The 17,282-nt window shown below is 64.8% G+C and carries 22 protein-coding genes; 13 read left to right on the top strand and 9 right to left on the bottom strand.

What is annotated here, in order from left to right; genetic code table 11:
* The first annotated feature begins 24 nt into the window (after nucleotides 1-24).
* Nucleotides 25-714 (top strand): aspartate/glutamate racemase family protein, encoded by a 690-nt coding sequence (locus M3P36_RS03275; RefSeq protein WP_249700705.1) that lies wholly within the window; start codon nucleotides 25-27, stop codon nucleotides 712-714.
* Here the strand turns inward: M3P36_RS03275 and egtB are convergent.
* The 3 genes from egtB to M3P36_RS15125 are packed head-to-tail and all read right to left on the bottom strand — an operon-like array spanning nucleotide 706 to nucleotide 3,018.
* The gene (gene egtB, locus M3P36_RS03270; protein ID WP_249700703.1) at nucleotides 706-1,908 is read right to left on the bottom strand and encodes an ergothioneine biosynthesis protein EgtB; all 1,203 of its coding nucleotides are present in this window, start codon (nucleotides 1,906-1,908) and stop codon (nucleotides 706-708) included. The two genes, M3P36_RS03275 and egtB, sit on opposite strands and share 9 nt — an antisense overlap.
* Nucleotides 1,905-2,858, bottom strand: a complete 954-nt coding sequence (gene egtD, locus M3P36_RS03265) for an L-histidine N(alpha)-methyltransferase (RefSeq protein ID WP_249700700.1) — start codon at nucleotides 2,856-2,858, stop codon at nucleotides 1,905-1,907. The genes egtB and egtD overlap by 4 nt, the downstream gene beginning before the upstream one ends.
* A 25-nt stretch (nucleotides 2,859-2,883) precedes the next feature.
* The gene (locus tag M3P36_RS15125; RefSeq protein ID WP_283773310.1) at nucleotides 2,884-3,018 is read right to left on the bottom strand and encodes a hypothetical protein; all 135 of its coding nucleotides are present in this window, start codon (nucleotides 3,016-3,018) and stop codon (nucleotides 2,884-2,886) included.
* A gap of 122 nt (nucleotides 3,019-3,140) precedes the next feature.
* Between M3P36_RS15125 and M3P36_RS03260 the strand changes: the two genes are divergently transcribed.
* Complete coding sequence (locus tag M3P36_RS03260) at nucleotides 3,141-3,938, top strand: SDR family NAD(P)-dependent oxidoreductase (RefSeq protein WP_249700697.1); 798 nt, start codon at nucleotides 3,141-3,143, stop codon at nucleotides 3,936-3,938.
* 21 nt (nucleotides 3,939-3,959) lie between these two features.
* Here the strand turns inward: M3P36_RS03260 and pyk are convergent, their stop codons facing one another.
* Entirely contained in the window at nucleotides 3,960-5,438 is a 1,479-nt protein-coding gene (gene pyk / locus M3P36_RS03255; RefSeq protein WP_249700694.1) for a pyruvate kinase, read from the bottom strand.
* A 47-nt stretch (nucleotides 5,439-5,485) separates the two neighbouring features.
* On the opposite strand from pyk, the gene M3P36_RS03250 reads away from it, so the two are divergent.
* The 9 genes from M3P36_RS03250 to M3P36_RS03210 all read left to right on the top strand — a co-directional run bounded on the left by M3P36_RS03250 (nucleotide 5,486) and on the right by M3P36_RS03210 (nucleotide 10,519).
* On the top strand, nucleotides 5,486-5,800 hold the full coding sequence (locus M3P36_RS03250) for a DUF1244 domain-containing protein (RefSeq protein WP_249700692.1): 315 nt from the start codon (nucleotides 5,486-5,488) through the stop codon (nucleotides 5,798-5,800).
* 107 nt (nucleotides 5,801-5,907) lie between these two features.
* Complete coding sequence (locus tag M3P36_RS03245; protein WP_249700689.1) at nucleotides 5,908-6,144, top strand: DUF2312 domain-containing protein; 237 nt, start codon at nucleotides 5,908-5,910, stop codon at nucleotides 6,142-6,144.
* 95 nt (nucleotides 6,145-6,239) lie between these two features.
* Nucleotides 6,240-7,112, top strand: coding sequence for an SDR family oxidoreductase (locus tag M3P36_RS03240; RefSeq protein WP_249700687.1), 873 nt, complete (start codon nucleotides 6,240-6,242; stop codon nucleotides 7,110-7,112).
* A gap of 119 nt (nucleotides 7,113-7,231) precedes the next feature.
* Nucleotides 7,232-7,975, top strand: a complete 744-nt coding sequence (locus tag M3P36_RS03235) for a YebC/PmpR family DNA-binding transcriptional regulator (RefSeq protein ID WP_249700685.1) — start codon at nucleotides 7,232-7,234, stop codon at nucleotides 7,973-7,975.
* Nucleotides 7,975-8,325: a DUF3147 family protein gene (locus M3P36_RS03230; protein ID WP_249700682.1), complete on the top strand. Its 351-nt coding sequence runs from the start codon at nucleotides 7,975-7,977 to the stop codon at nucleotides 8,323-8,325. Before M3P36_RS03235 ends, M3P36_RS03230 begins: the two co-directional genes overlap by 1 nt.
* On the top strand, nucleotides 8,325-8,795 hold the full coding sequence (gene ruvC, locus M3P36_RS03225) for a crossover junction endodeoxyribonuclease RuvC (RefSeq protein ID WP_249700681.1): 471 nt from the start codon (nucleotides 8,325-8,327) through the stop codon (nucleotides 8,793-8,795). The genes M3P36_RS03230 and ruvC overlap by 1 nt, the downstream gene beginning before the upstream one ends.
* A gap of 1 nt (nucleotide 8,796) precedes the next feature.
* Nucleotides 8,797-9,111 (top strand): antibiotic biosynthesis monooxygenase family protein, encoded by a 315-nt coding sequence (locus M3P36_RS03220; RefSeq protein WP_249700679.1) that lies wholly within the window; start codon nucleotides 8,797-8,799, stop codon nucleotides 9,109-9,111.
* A complete protein-coding gene (locus tag M3P36_RS03215; protein WP_249700677.1) occupies nucleotides 9,108-9,452 on the top strand; it encodes an arsenate reductase in 345 nt (114 codons plus the stop codon). Before M3P36_RS03220 ends, M3P36_RS03215 begins: the two co-directional genes overlap by 4 nt.
* Nucleotides 9,453-9,514: 62 nt before the next feature.
* On the top strand, nucleotides 9,515-10,519 hold the full coding sequence (locus M3P36_RS03210; RefSeq protein ID WP_249700674.1) for a glycerophosphodiester phosphodiesterase: 1,005 nt from the start codon (nucleotides 9,515-9,517) through the stop codon (nucleotides 10,517-10,519).
* Here M3P36_RS03210 and M3P36_RS03205 read toward each other — a convergent pair.
* Together M3P36_RS03205 and ubiG are read right to left on the bottom strand one after the other, a co-directional pair.
* Nucleotides 10,504-11,382, bottom strand: coding sequence for a bestrophin family protein (locus M3P36_RS03205; protein WP_249700672.1), 879 nt, complete (start codon nucleotides 11,380-11,382; stop codon nucleotides 10,504-10,506). The genes M3P36_RS03210 and M3P36_RS03205 overlap by 16 nt on opposite strands.
* Nucleotides 11,383-11,406: 24 nt before the next feature.
* The gene (gene ubiG / locus M3P36_RS03200) at nucleotides 11,407-12,144 is read right to left on the bottom strand and encodes a bifunctional 2-polyprenyl-6-hydroxyphenol methylase/3-demethylubiquinol 3-O-methyltransferase UbiG (RefSeq protein WP_249700670.1); all 738 of its coding nucleotides are present in this window, start codon (nucleotides 12,142-12,144) and stop codon (nucleotides 11,407-11,409) included.
* 52 nt (nucleotides 12,145-12,196) lie between these two features.
* Between ubiG and M3P36_RS03195 the strand changes: the two genes are divergently transcribed.
* Nucleotides 12,197-13,462 (top strand): aspartate kinase, encoded by a 1,266-nt coding sequence (locus M3P36_RS03195; protein ID WP_502798351.1) that lies wholly within the window; start codon nucleotides 12,197-12,199, stop codon nucleotides 13,460-13,462.
* A 7-nt stretch (nucleotides 13,463-13,469) separates the two neighbouring features.
* Here the strand turns inward: M3P36_RS03195 and M3P36_RS03190 are convergent, their stop codons facing one another.
* Nucleotides 13,470-14,120 carry a hypothetical protein gene (locus M3P36_RS03190; RefSeq protein ID WP_249700668.1) on the bottom strand — a complete coding sequence of 217 codons (651 nt, stop codon included), beginning with the start codon at nucleotides 14,118-14,120 and terminating at the stop codon, nucleotides 13,470-13,472.
* A gap of 264 nt (nucleotides 14,121-14,384) precedes the next feature.
* Here M3P36_RS03190 and M3P36_RS03185 point away from each other — a divergent pair, with 264 nt between their 5' ends.
* The gene (locus M3P36_RS03185; RefSeq protein WP_249700666.1) at nucleotides 14,385-15,392 is read left to right on the top strand and encodes an NAD(P)H-dependent flavin oxidoreductase; all 1,008 of its coding nucleotides are present in this window, start codon (nucleotides 14,385-14,387) and stop codon (nucleotides 15,390-15,392) included.
* Between the two features lie 223 nt (nucleotides 15,393-15,615).
* Here M3P36_RS03185 and M3P36_RS03180 read toward each other — a convergent pair whose 3' ends face one another.
* Together M3P36_RS03180 and M3P36_RS03175 are read right to left on the bottom strand one after the other, a co-directional pair.
* Nucleotides 15,616-16,419 carry a hypothetical protein gene (locus M3P36_RS03180; RefSeq protein ID WP_249700664.1) on the bottom strand — a complete coding sequence of 268 codons (804 nt, stop codon included), beginning with the start codon at nucleotides 16,417-16,419 and terminating at the stop codon, nucleotides 15,616-15,618.
* Nucleotides 16,420-16,480: 61 nt separating this feature from the next.
* The gene (locus tag M3P36_RS03175; protein WP_249700662.1) at nucleotides 16,481-17,164 is read right to left on the bottom strand and encodes an alpha/beta hydrolase; all 684 of its coding nucleotides are present in this window, start codon (nucleotides 17,162-17,164) and stop codon (nucleotides 16,481-16,483) included.
* Nucleotides 17,165-17,282 lie beyond the last annotated feature (118 nt).

Raw genomic sequence — 17,282 nt, 5'->3', positions numbered from 1 at the left:
CCCAACCTTGCCTAGCCTGCGGTGATGAAACTGATCGGCATCCTGGGCGGGACAAGCTGGCCCTCCACCGTACTGCCCTATCGCATGTTGAACGAGGAAGTGCAGCGGCGGCTGGGCGCGGCGCACTCGGCCCGGATCGCGCTCTATTCCATCGACTATGCCGAAATCCGCGGTCACTACTCGGGCGATTGGGGCCGGATTCCGCCACTGCTGCTCGCGGAGATCCGTACCCTGCTGTCGTTCAAGCCCGATTGCTGGATGATCGCCAACAACACGCTGCACCACGTGCTGGCCGGGATCATCCACGAGCTGCCCGCCGATCCGCCGCTGTTCCACGCGATCGAGCTTGTGCGCGACCACCTGGTGGCACGCGGCTATCGCAAGGTGCTGTTGCTGGGCACGCGGTTCACGATGGAGCACGGGTATTACGCCGATCCAATCCGGGCGGCCGGAATCGAGGTTGTCACTCCCGACGAGTCCGACCGGGTGCGTGTCGGAGCAATCCAGTCGCAGCTGGCAGATGGCACGATCGAGCCGGACTTTGCGCCCTGGTTCGCCGACCTGATTGCCCGCCATGCGGGACAGGGATGCGAGGCGGTAATCGCCGGTTGCACCGAGCTGCCCTTGGTGATCGCGCAGGAAACCTCGCCAATCGAAGTGGTCGATCCTTTGCAGTTGCAGTGCCACGCTTGTGTCGATTTCGCGCTAGGCTGAACCGCGCGCCAGCCTGATGCCCGAAAAGGCCCAGCGGGCATGGGGCGGGAAGAAGTTGCGGTAGGTAATCCGCGAGTGACCGGCGGGCGTGCCGAGCGATCCGCCGCGCAGCACATGCTGGCCCACCATGAACTTGCCGTTGTATTCGCCCACCGCGCCCGGCGCAGGAGCGAAGCCGGGATAGCCGAGATAGGCAGACGCGGTCCATTGCCAGGCCACGTCGTCCACGTCGTGCAGCAGGTCCTTGCTGGCGGCCACTTCCCATTCCGCTTCGGTCGGCAGGCGGGCACCTGCCCAGCGGGCATAGGCATCGGCCTCATAGTAGCTGACGTGGAGCAGCGGCGCGGAAGGATCGACCGGATGCTGCCCTTCGAGCGAGAACGCACACCAATCGCCACCTTGCTCCTGCCAGTATAGCGGGGCGGTCCAGCCCTCGGCCTCGACCATGGCCCAGCCATCGGACAGCCACAGGTCGGGCTTGCGGTAACCGCCATCGGCGATGAATTCGAGGTAGTCGCCCACCGTCACCAGCCGGTCGGCAATGGCGAAGCTGTCGAGCCAGACCCGGTGGCGCGGGCCTTCGTTGTCGAAGGCGAAGCCCTGTCCATTGTGGCCGATGCGATAGAGGCCTTCCTCAACCTGCGCCCACTGCGCGGGAGCGGCCTTGGCGCTCGGTCCCGATGACTTGCGATAGGCGGGGCACAGCGGATTGAGCGACAGGGCGTGCTGCAGGTCCATCAGGATCAGTTCCTGGTGCTGCTGTTCGTGGTTGATGCCCAGTTCGACCAGGTCGTGCCACATATCAGGCGAAGTTCCGCCCGTCAGCCGGTCCATCGCTTCATCGACATGGCGGCGATAGGCCAGCACCCGGTCGAGCGAGGGCCGCGTCAGCATGCCGCGCTGCGCCCGGGTGAACCGTTCGCCCACGCCCACGTAATAGGAATTGAACAGCACGGCGAAGGCAGGATCGAACAGCTCGTAATCCGGCAGCATGGGCTGGAGCAGGAAGGTTTCGAAGAACCATGTGGTGTGAGCCAGGTGCCATTTCAGCGGGCTGGCATCGGGCATCGACTGGACCTGGCAGTCTTCGGGCGAAAGCGGTGCGGCAAGGGCTTCGGTTGCCAGCCGGACGGCGCGGTATTGCGCGGCCAGGGGGTGAGCGCCGACCGGCTGGAGTTCGGCAGCCGAGCTCATGGCTGGGCCTCGCCTGACCCGGCAGTCCATACATGCAGGCCGAACAGCGCATCGGGATCGGTCCACATGGCCAGCGGCTCCCACCCCGATGCACGGGCCAGCAGGCGGGCTTCCTCGGGCGTGTATTTGTAGCTGTTCTCGGTGTGGATCGTCTCGCCTTCACGCAAGGCAAAGCGGCGGCCCGCAACGGTGAAATCGACTGCGCGGGTGGCGACAAGGTGCATCTCGATCCGGCCAAAGCCGCTGTGCCACACGGCGCGGTGCTCGAAGGCATCGAGGGGCACTGTCCCGTCCAGCTCGCGGTTGATGCGGGTGAGGAGGTTGAGGTTGAATGCCGCGGTCACACCTTCCGCATCGTCATAGGCGGCTTCCAGCAGGCCGGCATTCTTGCGGGTGTCGATCCCGATCACCAGCCGGGCATCCTTGCCGAGCGTGGTGCGGAATGACCGCAGCAGGTCCACGGCAGAGGCATGGTCGAAATTGCCGATGGTGGAGCCGGGGAAGAACCCGGTCAGCGGGCCGTCGAGGCGTGGAAGGTCTAGCGGGCGGGTGAAGTCACCAGCCACCGGCATGATGGCAAGGTTCGGCCGCAGCCGGGCGAGATCCTCCATCGCCTCGGCCAGGAAATCGCCAGAAATATCGATCGGCACATAGGTGCGCGCCTGGGTGGCATCGAGCAGCAGGGGCGTCTTGGCGGCAGAACCGGCGCCGAATTCCACCACCGGGCGACCGCGCCCGGCCAGGCGTTCGAGATCGGCGGCATGGTGCTGGAGCAGCCAGCGCTCGGTCCGCGTGGGGTAATATTCCGCCAGCCCGGTGATCTGCTCGAACAGTTCTGACCCGCGCTGGTCATAGAAGTAGCGCGCCGGGATTACCTTGCGGGGCAGGGCGAGCCCCGCCAGCACGGCTTCGGCAAAGTCACCCGAGACTTCGGCGGCGAGTTCGGTCATGAGGTGGTCCTCCCTGTCGTCGTGTTCAGCCAGAAGTGCCGGGATACTGATCGGCTTTCAGCATCCGGGCGAGGTGCGCGGAATTGCATGCCAGCATGGCGGCGGTTTGTGCCACCTTTTCCGGCACCTCGTCGAGGTCCTTAAAGTCCGTACCGGACATAGCTTCGCCCACCCAGTTTGAAACGCCATCGGCAGGGATTGAACCTGCGGGCAGCGGCTTGGTTCCGCTCTCGACTTGGCTGGGCTGCGCGCTTAGCCTCTGGGTGAGAGAGGAAAGCTGGCATGGCAATTCTGGCAGGACAGGTGGCGCTGGTGACGGGCGCAGGGCGCGGCTTTGGCCGGGCCATCGCGGAGAAGCTGGCGAGCGAGGGCGCTTCTGTAGCTCTGGTTTCGCGGTCTACAGGACAGTTGCAGGAAGTGGCAGAAGCTATCGGCGCGGCTGGCGGATCAGCATTCCCCGTGGTCTGCGACGTGACCGATCCGGCCTCCATTGCTGGGGCGGTGGACCAGGTGGAAAAGCTGCTCGGCCCGGTGGACCTGTTGGTGTCCAACGCAGGTGTTCCGGGGCCGTTTGGGCCTTTGTGGGAAGTGGACCCCGCCGAATGGTGGCGCGCGCAGGAAGTGCACATCCGCGCGCCGTTCCTGCTGATGCACCGCCTGTTGCCGGGCATGGTTGCGCGCAGGCGGGGCCGGGTGATCTGCGTCTCGGCCAAGGCGGCGCGGATCGTGGCGCCATACCTGTCGGCCTATTGCACCGGCAAGATCGCGCAGAACCGGCTGGTTGCCGAAGCGGCGGCGGAGCTGGAGGGCAGCGGCGTGGCCGCCTTCGTCATCGATCCCGGCTTCGTGCCGACGCAACTGGCGCGCGACACGATGCGTGACCCTGCTGCCCAGAAGTACCTCGGGGGCATGGTCGAACGGTTGAAGGAGCGGTGCGACGATCCGGCCGCCTCCGGTGACCTTGATCGGTGCGCCCAGCGCTGCCTTGATCTTGCCAGCGGGCGCTACGATGATCTGTCAGGCGGCTATTTCGAGTTGCCCGACGATCTCGACCAGTTGCTGGAAGATTGCCGCGCCTAGGCGGACTGCCAGTCCGACAATCTAGTCGGTTCCGGCTGGATGATCATCCAGCTCGTCGCCCGTCAGGCGCACGAGGTGGAGCAGGTTGGTCGCCCCCGACTTGCCGAACGGCACGCCTGCCAGCATGGCAACCCGCGCACCCGCGCCGCCGAACCCGTGGCGCAGCGCCATGCGCTTGCCCTTGGCGATCATCTCCTCGAAGCTGCCGATATCGCGCGTGGTCACCGCATGGGCGCCCCACAGCAGGCTTACCCGGCGCGCCACCTGGACCGACGGCGTCAGCACCATCAGCGGCACGGCGGGCCGCTCGCGCGCCACGCGGCGGGCCGAACTGCCGCTGTCGGTGAACACGCAGATGGCGTTGAGCGTGATCGTATCGGCGATGGTCATGCAGGCATGGGCCAGCGCATCGGCCGGTGTGGCATCGGGCGGGGTGTCCAGCATGCGCACACGCGCGGTATAGCCTTCGTCGGCCTCCACCTGGCGGGCGATGGAATCCATCATCATGACTGCTTCTTCGGGCCAGGCTCCGGCGGCGGTCTCGGCGCTCAGCATCACGGCGTCGGCCCCGTCATATACCGCGTTGGCCACGTCGGACACTTCGGCGCGGGTCGGGGTCGGGCTCTCGATCATCGATTCGAGCATTTGCGTTGCCACGATCACCGGCTTGCCCGTCAGCCGCGTGGCGTTGACGATGCGCTTCTGCAGCGGCGGGACTTCCTCGGGGTTCAACTCCACGCCAAGGTCGCCGCGTGCCACCATCACGCCGTCCGATGCCGCAATGATCTCGTCCAGCCGCTTGATCGCCATCGGCTTCTCGATCTTGGCGCAGAGGAACCCGCGGCCCTGCATCAGCGCCTTGGCTTCCTCCACGTCCTCGGGCCGCTGGACGAACGACAGGCCGATCCAGTCGGCCCCGTGCTCCATGGCGAACTCAAGGTCGCGGCGGTCCTTGTCGGTCAGGGCGGGAATGGGGATTTCGGCATCGGGCACGTTCACGCCCTTGCGGTCCGAAATCAACCCGCCGACTTCGGCCACGCATTCGATCGTGTCCGCGCTGTGGCGTTTTACCCGCAGGCGGATCTTGCCGTCGTTGATCAGCAGTCGCTGACCGTCGGTCAGTGCTGCGAACAGTTCCGGGTGCGGCAGGCAGACGCGGGTCGCATCGCCCGGCGTCGGGTCGCTGTCGAGAATGAAGCGGGCGCCGTGGGCGATCAGCGCCTTGCCTTCGGCAAAGGTGCCGACCCGCAGCTTGGGACCCTGCAGGTCGCACAGGATCGCGATGGGACGCCCGAATTCCTTTTCGATCGCGCGAACGGTGCGAAAGTTTGCCTCGTGCGCGGCGTGGTCGCCATGGCTCATGTTGAAGCGGAAGGCATCGGCGCCGGCACGGAACAGGCGGCGCATCACTTCGGGATCGCTGCTGGCCGGTCCCAGCGTGGCGAGGATCTTGACCTTGCGGGCGCGCCGCTTGAATTTGGGAGACGGGATCTTTGTCATGAGGCCGAGCCTATGGCAGAGACAGGCGACAAAACAAGGACGAGAAAATGAGTAATGCCCCCGATCCGCTCGACAACCTGCCCGACGATGTTGCCGCTGCCGCCTTCCGCCGACTGGTACGCCACCTTCGCCACCGCCACGATGCCCAGAACATCGAGCTGATGGGCCTGGCAGGCTTCTGCCGCAACTGCCTGGCCGACTGGATCCGCGACGCCGGATACCCAGGCGACAAGGCGGCGGCGCGCGAGGTGATCCACGGCATGCCGATGGATGCATGGAAAGCTTCCCACCAGACTGAAGCCACGCCCGAACAACTGGCGCGGATGGAGGAAAGCATGGCGCGCAACGAGGGTATGCACTGAGCCGCTGCCCGTTCGCCGAACATTTCCACAGCCACCCCTTTGCCCGAATCTGTCGGCCCCGTTATCGCGCCCGCCAACACGTTCTCAAATACTGACCGGAGCTTTTCATGGCCAATGCCACCGACGACCGCCTGCGCCTGCTGATCGAGCGTATCGAACGCCTTGAGGAAGAGAAAAAGGGCATCGCCGACGATATCCGCGATGTCTATGCCGAGGCCAAGGCGGTGGGTTACGATCCCAAGATCATGCGCCAGATCGTCCGCCTGCGCAAAATGAAGCCCGATGATCGCAGCGAAATGGAAATGATCCTCGACACCTACAAGGCAGCGCTCGGGCTGGGGTGATCGGCGGGGCGTTCATCGCCCGCGATTGACTACGGAACTGGCAAGGCCAAGGGCTGGTTGAGCCTGCAGACATCCCATTCTGCAGGATCTTGGCCATGACAAACCGCACCGCCGAAGCCGAATTCATCGAACCCATCGCCGAAGAACCCGGAATGCCCGGGGTCGAGGACCGGATGGACAGCAAGCCCCGATGGCAGCCGCGCTATCCTGGATCGGGGCGGCTTGCGGGGAAGGTCGCCATCGTGACCGGGGCCGACAGCGGGATCGGGCGCGCGACTGCCGTACTATTTGCGCGCGAAGGGGCGAAGGTGGCCATCGCCTACCTGTGCGAGTACGAGGATGCCGACCACACCCGCAAGCTGTGCGAGGAGGAGGGTAGCGAGGCCTTCATCTTCCGCGGCGACCTGGGTGACAAGGACACCTGCGACAAGCTGGTGCAGCAGACCATCGACAGGTTTGGCCAGCTTGATGTGCTGGTCAACAACGCGGGCGAGCAACATCCCGACAAGGAGGTGGAGGACATCACATCCGAACAGCTCCGACGTACCTTCCAGTCCAACATCTTCTCGATGTTCTACTTGGTCCAGGCCGCCCGACCGTATTTGAAAGAGGGCGCGGCGATCATCAACTGCACCAGCGTGACCATGTACAAGGGCAGCAAGGAACTGCTCGACTATTCCGCGACCAAGGGCGCGATCACCGCCTTCACCCGCTCGCTGAGCGAGAACCTAGTGGGCGATGGCGTGCGTGTGAACGCCGTCGCCCCCGGCCCGATCTGGACCCCGCTCAATCCGAGTGGCGGGTCCAGCGCGGAGAAAATGGAACATTTCGGCGAAGGCACGCCGATGGGCCGCCCCGGCGAACCCAACGAGGTCGCGCCCGCATTCCTGTTCCTCGCCTGTGAAGACAGCTCCTACATGTCGGGCCAGGTGCTGCACCCCAATGGCGGGATCGTGGCCAACGGGTGAAGAGCCGGAGGCATTGCACTCAGGCGATTGTGCCGGAAAATGCGGGCCAATGTTGATGAACCGGCGCGGCTGGGCTAGGTCGCGGCCATCTTCATTTCAGGCAGTTTACCGGACATCCCATGGCAGGCCATTCCAAATTCAAGAACATCATGCACCGCAAGGGGGCGCAGGATAAGAAGCGGTCGAACCTCTTTTCCAAGCTTAGCCGCGAAATTACCGTGGCGGCCAAGATGGGCATGCCCGATCCGGACATGAACCCGCGCCTGCGGCTGGCGGTCAATGCGGCCAAGGCGCAGTCGATGCCCAAGGACAATATCCAACGCGCGATCGACAAGGCGAGCGCGGCGGGCGGCGAGGACTACGAGGAAGTCCGGTACGAGGGCTATGGCCCCGGCGGCAGTGCGATCATCGTGGAAGCGCTGACCGACAACCGCAACCGCACCGCCACCAACGTGCGCAATGCCTTTGCCAAGAACGGCGGCAACATGGGCGCCATGGGCTCGGTTTCGCACGGGTTCGAGCGCAAGGGCCTGATCGAATATCCCGCCAGCGCGGGTGACGAGGAAAAGGTGCTGGAAGCCGCCATCGAAGCGGGCGCCGACGATGTCGAAAGTTCCGATGATGGCCACACCATCTGGACCGAAATGGAAGCCTTGCACGAAGTGGCCAAGGGCCTCGAAGGTGTGCTGGGCGAGGCAGAGACGGTCAAGCTGGCCTGGAAGCCCACCCTCACCGTCTCGCTCGACGAAAAAGACGCCGGAACGCTGCTCAAGATGGTCGACATGCTCGACGACGATGATGACGTGCAGACCGTCTGGGGCAATTACGAGATCCCGGACGAGGTGATGGAAAAGCTGGGCTGATGTGGCAACTGGCCGCCAAGGCTTTGTTGGCCGGCCTGATGATTGCCGCGATTGCCGAGCTTGGCCGCCGCCTGCCGGCCATGGCCGCGCTGGTTGCCAGCTTGCCACTGGTGAGCGTGCTTGGCATGATCTTCCTGTGGCATGCAAAACCCGATGTCGAAAACATGGCGGTCCATGCGCAAGCGACCTTCTGGTACGTGCTGCCCAGCCTGCCGATGTTCCTGGCAATTCCGTGGATGCTGCGCAGCGGGGTTAATTTCTGGCTCGCCCTGGCCCTGGGATGCCTGCTTACCGTGGGGCTCTACCTGCTGATGATGCAAGTGGGGCCGCGTTTCGGCCTCAAGCTCTGATGTTGATATTGGGGCTCGATCCCTCGCTGTCGTGTACTGGCTGGGGCATTGTGCGGGTAGAAGGTTCGCGGCTCAGGCACATTGCCAACGGCCAGGTAAAGACCGACGCCAAGGCCCCGATGTCCGAGCGGCTGGCGGCCCTTCAGGCGGGCATTGCGCAAGTGATCGCCGCCCATGCGCCGGACCGGGCGGCGGCGGAAGAGGTCTATCTCAACAAGAATCCGCAATCGACGCTGAAGCTGGCCCAGGCCCGCGGCGCGGTGCTGGCAGCTTGCGGCGCGGCCGGGGTGGCAGTGAACGAGCACGCGGCGCGGCTGGTAAAGAAGGCGGTGGTCGGCACCGGCGCTGCCGAAAAGGCGCAGGTCCAGGCCATGCTGAAGGTGCTGCTGCCCGGCGCTGTCGTCCTCGGGCCAGATGCGGCCGATGCCCTGGCCGTGGCGATTGCCGATGCCCACCTTGGGGGAAAGTGACATGTATCTTGTCGTATTCCGCAACCGCAAGCGTGCCGGGATCGACCAGGCGGCCTATGGCGAACAGGCCGACCGGATGGAGGAACTGGCTCGCGCACAGCCCGGCTACCTGACATTCAAGAGCTACACCTCCGACGACGGCGAGGTCGTCGCCCTGTCCGAATGGGCCGACGAGGCGAGCGCGCGGGCCTGGGGCCGCGAGGCCGAACATCGCGCGGCACAGGCTGATGGCCGATCCGCATGGTATGCCAGCTATACTCTGTTCGCCTGCGAGTCTCCGCGCGTTCACAATTTCACCGCACAGGATGAAGCATGACGATCCACCTCCATGGCATTCCCAACTGCGACACAGTGAAAAAGGCACGCGACTGGCTGGATAAGCGCGGGCTGGAATACACCTTCCATGACTACAAGAAGGAAGGGGCCGATCCTGTCCGTGTTTCCGCATGGCTGGCCGACAAGGGCGCGGACGTGGTGCTCAACAGGCGCGGGACCACTTTCCGCAAGCTGACCGATGCCGACAGGGCACGGGCAGACAGTGATGCGGTTGTATTGATGGTCGAACAGCCCAGCCTCATCAAGCGGCCGGTGGTCGAGCATGGGGACGGCCTGCTGGTGGGGTTCAACCAGGCGGAATGGGAAGCGGTGCTGGGATGAAGTGGCTGACGGTCTTTTTGGCGCTATGCCTTGCTCTCCCTGCAGCTGCGCAGGAGAACGACATGCTGATCATCGCACATCGTGGCGCCAGTGGCGAACGGCCCGAGCATACCCTCGCCGCCTATGAACGCGCGATCGACCAAGGGGCGGACTACATCGAGCCGGACCTTGTCGCCACGAAAGACGGCGTGCTGGTCGCCCGGCACGAGAACGAGATTTCCGGCACCACCGATGGGGCCGAACGCCCTGAATTCGCGGCCCGTGCCGCCACCCGCATGATCGACGGGCAGGAGTTCACCGGCTGGTTCACCGAGGACTTCACCCTCGCCGAACTGCGCACCCTGCGCGCCCGCGAGCGATTGCCCGAACTGCGCCCGGCCAACACCGCGTTCGACGGGCTGTGGCAGGTGCCGACCCTGGCCGAGATCATCGCGCTGGTCCGCGCCAAGGAGGCCGGGACCGGGCGGCGGATCGGGTTTTACCCTGAGATCAAGCACCCCGGCTACTTTCTCGATATCGGCTACGATCTCGCGGCCTTGCTGGTGGAGGAACTGCACGCTGCCGGATACCGCAGCGCAGACGACCCGGTGTTCATCCAGAGCTTCGAGGTTGCACCGTTGCAGCGGCTCGACACGATGACCGACCTGCGGCTGGTGCAGTTAGTGTCGGCCCAGGGCGGCCCGGCGGACCTGCCGGACATGGCCTATGCGGCCATGCTGACGCCGCAAGGACTGGCCGATATTGCCGCCTATGCCGACGGGATCGGGGCGGAGCTGCGCTTGCTGTTGGACGACGAGGGCGCATCCACCGGGCTGGTCGAGGCGGCCCATGCGGCAGGGCTGGTGGTCCACGGCTGGACCCTGCGCAAGGAGAACGTGTTCCTCCCGCCGCTGGCCCGGCTTGGCGACGAGCCGCCAGGCATCGGTTGCGAGGGGAGCGTCTGGCAGGCTTTGGAGCGGGCCGGGATCGATGGCGTGTTCACCGATGATCCGGGCCGCAGTTCCATGTGGCGGCAGGGCATGGAGAACCTGCTGTGTGATGTGGCGGGCACTCAGCTGAGGAAATAGTCCTTCGGCTCCAGCGGTTCGGGCGCAGGTTCGCCCAGATGCGGGGCCAGCGCAATTTCGGCGGCGCGGCAAATCGCGTCCAATGGCAGGCCGTTGGGGGTCTGGCCGAACGGATGGCTCAGCTCCTCGGTCACTTCGGCGAGACCGAAGAACACATAGCCGACGATGCCGACGAACAGCGGCGTCAGCCAGCCCGCCGGCCCGACCAGCGCCAGCGGCAGCAGCAGGCAGAACAGCCAGGTCGTGCGGTAGATCAGCAGCGAATAGACATAGGGCAGCGGGGTGGTGGCGATCCGTTCGCACCCGGCCTGTTGCAGTGCCATCGAGGACAGGCGCTCCGCCAGCGCGCGCTGGCCGAAGCCGTCGATTTCCCCCTCGGCTACCAGCGTGGCAAGCCGGTCGAGCGCGGCATCGGGCGGATGAGGGGCATCGGCCAGCGGTCCGCCGAGCTGGCGGGCCGTGGCATCATCGGCCAGGCCGCGCAGGTTCGCCCGGTGGAGATGGAGGAAGGCGAGTGCGCCTCGCAGCAGATCGTGCCGCCGCGCTGGATCGGCCACGAAGATATCCGCCTCCCGCGCCAGGCTGCGCATGTCGGCCAGGAGCCCGCCCCACAGCTTGCGCGCCTCCCACCAGCGGTCATAGGCGGCGTTGTTGCGGAACCCCAGGAACAGCGACAGGGCGATACCGAACACGGTGAAGCCGAGGCCGCCCACGTCGGGCACCAGATCGTAAGCATCGTGCAGCCAGACCATCGCTGTCGCCACCAGCATCAGCACCACCAGCCGCAGGGCGATGCGCGGCACGATCGATCCGCGCACCGCGAAGATCAGGTCAAACGCACCGGGCGTATCGCGGACGATCATGGCCTGCCCCTCACGCGGCCAGCCTCAGGCGGCCACGGCAGTGACGATGTAGTTCAGCGCCAGATCGTCGGACAGGTGGAGGCCCTTTGACGGCAACCAGGCAATCCCGCGCGGTTCGCCCATCACGAGACCCGCGCCCGCCAGCAGTTCGCTCAGCTCCTCGGGCGTGGCAAAGTCGCTCCAGTGGTGCGTGCCCTTGGGCACCGCGCCGAGCAATTCCGCCGCGCCGACCAGCAGCGTGCGGCTGCGCACGGTTCGGTTGGGGGTGGACAGCACCAGCAGTCCGCCGGGTTTCAGGTGGGCGGCAAGCTGGGCGATGAAAACGGCCTTGTCGGCCACGTGCTCGATCACTTCCATCGAGGTGACCAGGTCGAACTGGCCGAGACCGAGCGATGCCAGCTCGCCGTGGTAATAGGTGACAGGCAGGCCCGCGCCGGTGGCGTGGACCGTGGCCGCTGCGACGTTCTCTTCCGCCGCATCGACGCCGGTCACGTCCGCCCCCAGCCGCGCCAGCGGTTCGCACAGCAGGCCCGCGCCGCACCCCACATCGAGCGCGGTCTTGCCCGCCAGCGGCCTGACCGAACGCGGATCGCCGCCCCAGTGCCGGTCCACCGCCTCGCGCAGGAAGGCCAGCCGCACGGGGTTCAGCTTGTGCAACATGGCCGACGATCCCGCCGGGTCCCACCAGTCTGCAGCCAGCGCGCCGAAATGGGCGGCCTCTGCCGGGCGGATGGTTTCACTTGAACTGCTTGCATCGCTCATGCCTCGCTCCTAACAGCGCGCAACGTTTGAAGCCAGAGCAGGGGAATGTTCCTTGGCCCGTATCGTAATGAAATTCGGCGGCACCTCGATGGCGGGGACCGAGCGGATCCGCCGCGTCGCCAATATCGTGCGCGCCCAGGCGGCCCGGGGTGACGAGGTCGCCGTGGTCGTTTCGGCCATGGCGGGCGAGACCGACCGCCTGGTGACCTTCTGCCGCGAGGCCAACCCGCTGTACGATCCCGCCGAATACGACGTGGTCGTGGCATCGGGCGAGCAGGTGACCAGCGGCCTGCTGGCGCTGACGCTGCAGGCGATGGGCTGCAAGGCGCGGAGCTGGCTGGGCTGGCAGGTGCCGATCCAGACCGACGATACCCATGCTTCTGCCCGGATCGAGAATATCGACGCGCCCGCGCTGATCGCTGCCATGCAGGGTGGCCAGATCGCGGTGATCCCCGGCTTCCAGGGCGTTTCGCCGCATGGCCGCGTGACCACGCTGGGGCGCGGCGGGTCCGATACTTCCGCCGTGGCTGTGGCCGCCGCGCTGAAGGCTGACCGCTGCGACATCTATACCGACGTGGACGGGGTCTATACCACCGATCCGCGCATCGTGGCCAAGGCCCGCAAGCTGCGCCATGTGACCTACGAGGAAATGCTCGAACTCGCTTCGGTGGGATCGAAAGTGCTGCAGACCCGCTCGGTCAGCCTGGCGATGAAGGAAAAGGTCCGCGTGCAAGTCTTGTCCTCTTTCGTGGACGAGGATGCGCCGGGCGCGGACAGCCTGCCGGGCACGATGATTGTCTCGGATGAAGAGGTAGAAGGACTCGATATGGAACGCCAACTGATCACCGGGATCGCCGCCGACAAGAACGAGGCCAAGATCACCCTCACCCGCGTGGCCGACCGGCCGGGCGCGGTCGCCTCGATCTTCGGGCCGCTGGCGGCCGCATCGATCAACGTGGACATGATCATCCAGAACATCGCCAAGGACAAGGGCGAGACCGATGTCACGTTCACTGTGCCAAAGGCCGACCTGCTGCGCACCCAGGCCCTGCTCGAACAGCGCAAGGAAGCCATCGGCTACTTCCGCCTGATCAGCGACGACAAGGTGGCCAAGATCTCGGTCGTCGGCGTGGGCATGCGCAGCCATGCGGGCGTCGCCGCTACCATGTTCAAGGCCCTGGCCGACCGCGGGATCAACGTCCAGGCGATCTCGACCAGCGAAATCAAGATCAGCGTGCTGATCGACGAGGACGAGACCGAACTGGCCGTGCGCGTGCTGCACAGCTCCTACGGGCTGGACGCGGCCGACGCTGCCTGAGGGGGGCTTACCTGAAGGTGATCGTGTAGCTGGTGCAGACGTTGAAATCGTTCACCACCATCTCGCGGCCCCCGGCGGTCACCGCGCGGAAGTCGAACCGGCAGGCGCCCGATCCGTCGTCCACCGTGGTCTGCCAGCTGTCACCGGCGGACAGGATGCTCGACCCCAGCTGGTCGGCGCTCCACCCGCTGGCGGCGATGTTCCGCCAGTAGATGTAGAAGATCGTTTCCTTGCCCTGGTTGGCGAACGACACGTTGCGGTTGTTGCCATCGGCCGAGGCGCGCGGGGAGGCGGCATCGCTGCGCATCGTTGTCAGCGTCACTTCGAACCGGTTCCACACGTCGCCGAGGTTCATCACTTCCATCGGGTAGTCCTCGCAGCCCGACGAGGCCTGGCGATAGAGCGTGAAGAAGGTGATGTCGGTCAGGTCATAGTCCGAATGGACAATGTTGCCGCGCGGATCGGTGACCGAGAAATCGAGGTCGGTATCCCCGTCGCCGCGCACTTCGACATAGACTTCGGGGTTGCAGATGGTGATGTCCACCGTGTGGGTGTCGTTCGCTTCCACCCGGAACGAACTGGACTGCGCCGCAGCCGGTGCCGCCACCAGGACGCAGGAAAGGCCGGCCAGCGCGGCTGCCAAACGAATGTGCTTCATGTGAACCCCCTGTTCGATGTCATGCCGGTCGCGGGCAGGGGGAGGGCACGATGCGGTCCGGCGGCCCTGCGATGAGGCATTGGCAATTTATGCAGCGCGACGCTGCATGGCAACTGAATGAAGCACCTGACCGCCGGGCTTGACAGCAATTGTATGGCATCGCGAACCAAAGCGCCGGTCTACCGGCCCCGCTTGTCCGGTCCGCCATTCGCGCCTAAACGCCCCTCTCCTTATGGCGCAGTGCGCCGCAACCACGGCTGGCACATGACGACCTATCCCCATACTTCCGCCCTGATGCAGCGCGGGGCACACTTCCTCGGCACCGAGACCGCGATCCTGTGCGGCGCAATGAGCTGGGTGTCGGAGCGCAACCTCGTGGCCGCGATCAGTAATGGCGGCGGCTTCGGCGTGATCGCCTGCGGGGCGATGACGCCGGACCTCCTCGACAGCGAGATCGCCGCCACCCGCGCGCTGACCGACAAGCCGTTCGGCGTGAACCTCATCACCATGCACCCCGACCTGTTCGAACTGATCGATGTCTGCACCCGGCACAAGGTGGGCCATGTGGTGCTGGCGGGCGGCCTGCCGCCTAAGGGCAGCGTCGAGGCCATCAAGGCGACCGGCGCGAAGGTCATCTGCTTTGCCCCCACCCTGGCGCTGGGCAAGAAGCTGCTGCGGAGCGGCGCGGACGCCCTGGTGATCGAGGGCAGCGAGGCGGGCGGCCATATCGGCCCCGTTTCCACCAGCGTGCTCGCCCAGGAAATCCTGCCCGAGCTGGCCGCCGAAAACCTGGTCTTCGTGGCAGGCGGCATCGGCACGGGCGCCATGATCGCCAGCTACCTCAAGATGGGCGCTTGCGGCGTGCAGCTCGGCACGCGGTTCGCCTGCGCCACCGAAAGCATCGCCCACCCCCTCTTCAAGAAGATGTTCTTCCGCGCCAGCGCCCGCAACGCCGTCGCCAGCGTGCAGATCGATCCCCGCCTGCCGGTGATCCCCGTGCGCGCGCTGGAGAACAAGGGCACCGAGGAATTCGCCGCCAAGCAGCGCGAAGTGGCCCTGCTGCTCGACCAGGGCTCCATCGACATGGGCGAGGCGCAACTGAGGATCGAACGCTTCTGGGCAGGCGCCCTGCGCAAGGCGGTGATCGACGGCGACGTGGAGAACGGCAGCGTGATGGCCGGGCAATCGGTCGGCATGGTCAAGACCGAGGAACCCGCCGCCGAAATCATCGCCACCCTGATGGCCGAATGCGAAGCGGCACTGGCCGGATGACACAGCAAAGGTGACACAAGTGACAGGGTGTCACCTTTGTTTTCGGATGTTTATGTCACAATTTCAGATGGTTGTAGGTGTGGTGACAAAGTGACACCTGCCCGGGAGAAATTGCGCGACAGACCGGCGATGTGAAAGAGCGGCTGGTGGTGTGGCGGGTTGGTGGCCTGTAGGAAAGGGCACTTTATCATGGCTCTTCCTTGCCCTTTGCCGTCTTGGAGTATCAGGAAAGCGCTACACTCTCAGACGTATCGGACGAACCATAATTCGAGAGATCGCTAAAATACCGGAGCTGTAAGCGTTCTAATGGAAGCGCTGGCACGTCATCGTATTCTGTCGCCAACGCAGCCAGCGCATCAGGCAAATAACGTTCGGCAAAAACCACCGTGAATCCATTCATAAGAGAATTGAGGTGAGAAACTTGGCTTTGCGTTTCACTCCAAAGGATATTCATTCCTTTCACGAAATCGGGCTCTCCTGTAATTTCACAGATCGCCTCATAGTACATCAATTCGGGCGTGATGTGAATTGTGTTACCGAGAGTCCGACATATGTAGCTACCTAAGTCTTCAACATCACTCAGCCGTCCGAAGGCCACTTCAGCAAGCTCTGCATCGGCGTGAAAACCTACCTTGTTCCGCACTTGCGCGAGATGACTCTTCTTCGAGCCGAAATAGCCTCTAAGCGATTTAAGGGCATCTCTCGCATCCTCACTTAGATCCGGTTCGTAGGCTTCTTTCATTCGTCCCGCGAACCCCTTCATCAGGTTCCAGCCCTCATACAACCGCCCCGCAAGCAATCGCTGGATCAGCATAGCCATTGCGCTATCGGCCTGCTTCTCGATTTTGTGCGCGTCGGGTGGGCAACTAGCTATTACAATAGCCAGCAACTTCGACAGAACCTGCAAGTCATTTTGAAGGCTTCCTGCCATTAAAAAGAATAGGCGATCTTTTTTTGGCGCGCGTTCAAGATCGGACTTTTTGAACTTGAGTGTGTGCAAGCGAATTGTCGCGCTGTTCTCGTCCATAGGAGGCATCTTGCCATCCCATCACGAAGGATGAAAGGGCGCGGCAGAGATTATTCTCTCACTACCCCGCCAGCCCCAGCAGCACCCGCGTCGTCAAATCCGGGTCCTTGTGCATCACGTAGTGGTCGGTCGCCGCTTCGTGATAGTCCCAACCGGCCGCTTTCGCCTTTGCGGCAAAGCGGGGGAAGGGCGTGCGGTCGTATCCGGTGGCGAAGATATAGGCCTTCTTCGGGATCGTGGTTTCGTGGCCGGTCAGCTTGACCGCCTCCACCAGGGTCAGCAGCGGGTGATAGCCGACCATGTTTGGCACCGGCTGCCAGTCGTCCGGCGTGAACAGCGGGCGGATCAGGCCGGGGGTGTGCTTTTGCGCTTCCATGTACCACTGGTGCTCGAACTCGCCGGTGATGTGCCACAGGCTCTCGCCATCTTCGGGCATGAAGGCATCGACATAGGCGATACCGTCGATCCGCTGGCCCAGCCGCGCGGCAAGGCCGGTGATGACCATGCCGCCGTATGAATGCCCCGCCAGGACGAAGCGGTCGAAGCCGGCTTGCGCGATCTGGTCGGCCACCGCGTCGATATGGTCTGTCAGGGTAATGCCGGGATGCAGTTCCGCCTGCCGCACGCCCAGGCCCGGTAGTGTCGCCACCAGCACCCGGTGTCCCGCCGCCTCCAGTCGCTGCGGCACCTCGCTCCAGGTCTGGTGTCCGCCCCATGCGCCGTGGACGAGAACGTAGTCGGTCATGCAAATCCTCCGTTGGGTGCCGGTGCTAGCCGATCCTCCCCAGGATGGGGAGGGGCACCACCTGAAAGGTGGTGGTTGGGGCGCAACGCTGTGCGCCCCTCCACCCCGCTGCGCGCGG

It is taken from the genome of Altererythrobacter sp. KTW20L (assembly GCF_023501975.1).
Lineage (GTDB): Bacteria > Pseudomonadota > Alphaproteobacteria > Sphingomonadales > Sphingomonadaceae > Alteraurantiacibacter.
Note: the sequence above shows the minus strand (reverse complement) of the source record. Positions and strands in the feature narration are given on the sequence as shown.

Coding starts and splice junctions, on each gene's coding strand:
- M3P36_RS03275 (WP_249700705.1), top strand. CDS start 25: ATGAAACTGATCGGCATCCTGGGCGGGACAAGCTGGCCCTCCACCGTA.
- egtB (WP_249700703.1), bottom strand. CDS start 1,908: ATGAGCTCGGCTGCCGAACTCCAGCCGGTCGGCGCTCACCCCCTGGCC.
- egtD (WP_249700700.1), bottom strand. CDS start 2,858: ATGACCGAACTCGCCGCCGAAGTCTCGGGTGACTTTGCCGAAGCCGTG.
- M3P36_RS15125 (WP_283773310.1), bottom strand. CDS start 3,018: ATGTCCGGTACGGACTTTAAGGACCTCGACGAGGTGCCGGAAAAGGTG.
- M3P36_RS03260 (WP_249700697.1), top strand. CDS start 3,141: ATGGCAATTCTGGCAGGACAGGTGGCGCTGGTGACGGGCGCAGGGCGC.
- pyk (WP_249700694.1), bottom strand. CDS start 5,438: ATGACAAAGATCCCGTCTCCCAAATTCAAGCGGCGCGCCCGCAAGGTC.
- M3P36_RS03250 (WP_249700692.1), top strand. CDS start 5,486: ATGAGTAATGCCCCCGATCCGCTCGACAACCTGCCCGACGATGTTGCC.
- M3P36_RS03245 (WP_249700689.1), top strand. CDS start 5,908: ATGGCCAATGCCACCGACGACCGCCTGCGCCTGCTGATCGAGCGTATC.
- M3P36_RS03240 (WP_249700687.1), top strand. CDS start 6,240: ATGACAAACCGCACCGCCGAAGCCGAATTCATCGAACCCATCGCCGAA.
- M3P36_RS03235 (WP_249700685.1), top strand. CDS start 7,232: ATGGCAGGCCATTCCAAATTCAAGAACATCATGCACCGCAAGGGGGCG.
- M3P36_RS03230 (WP_249700682.1), top strand. CDS start 7,975: ATGTGGCAACTGGCCGCCAAGGCTTTGTTGGCCGGCCTGATGATTGCC.
- ruvC (WP_249700681.1), top strand. CDS start 8,325: ATGTTGATATTGGGGCTCGATCCCTCGCTGTCGTGTACTGGCTGGGGC.
- M3P36_RS03220 (WP_249700679.1), top strand. CDS start 8,797: ATGTATCTTGTCGTATTCCGCAACCGCAAGCGTGCCGGGATCGACCAG.
- M3P36_RS03215 (WP_249700677.1), top strand. CDS start 9,108: ATGACGATCCACCTCCATGGCATTCCCAACTGCGACACAGTGAAAAAG.
- M3P36_RS03210 (WP_249700674.1), top strand. CDS start 9,515: ATGCTGATCATCGCACATCGTGGCGCCAGTGGCGAACGGCCCGAGCAT.
- M3P36_RS03205 (WP_249700672.1), bottom strand. CDS start 11,382: ATGATCGTCCGCGATACGCCCGGTGCGTTTGACCTGATCTTCGCGGTG.
- ubiG (WP_249700670.1), bottom strand. CDS start 12,144: ATGAGCGATGCAAGCAGTTCAAGTGAAACCATCCGCCCGGCAGAGGCC.
- M3P36_RS03190 (WP_249700668.1), bottom strand. CDS start 14,120: ATGAAGCACATTCGTTTGGCAGCCGCGCTGGCCGGCCTTTCCTGCGTC.
- M3P36_RS03185 (WP_249700666.1), top strand. CDS start 14,385: ATGACGACCTATCCCCATACTTCCGCCCTGATGCAGCGCGGGGCACAC.
- M3P36_RS03180 (WP_249700664.1), bottom strand. CDS start 16,419: ATGGACGAGAACAGCGCGACAATTCGCTTGCACACACTCAAGTTCAAA.
- M3P36_RS03175 (WP_249700662.1), bottom strand. CDS start 17,164: ATGACCGACTACGTTCTCGTCCACGGCGCATGGGGCGGACACCAGACC.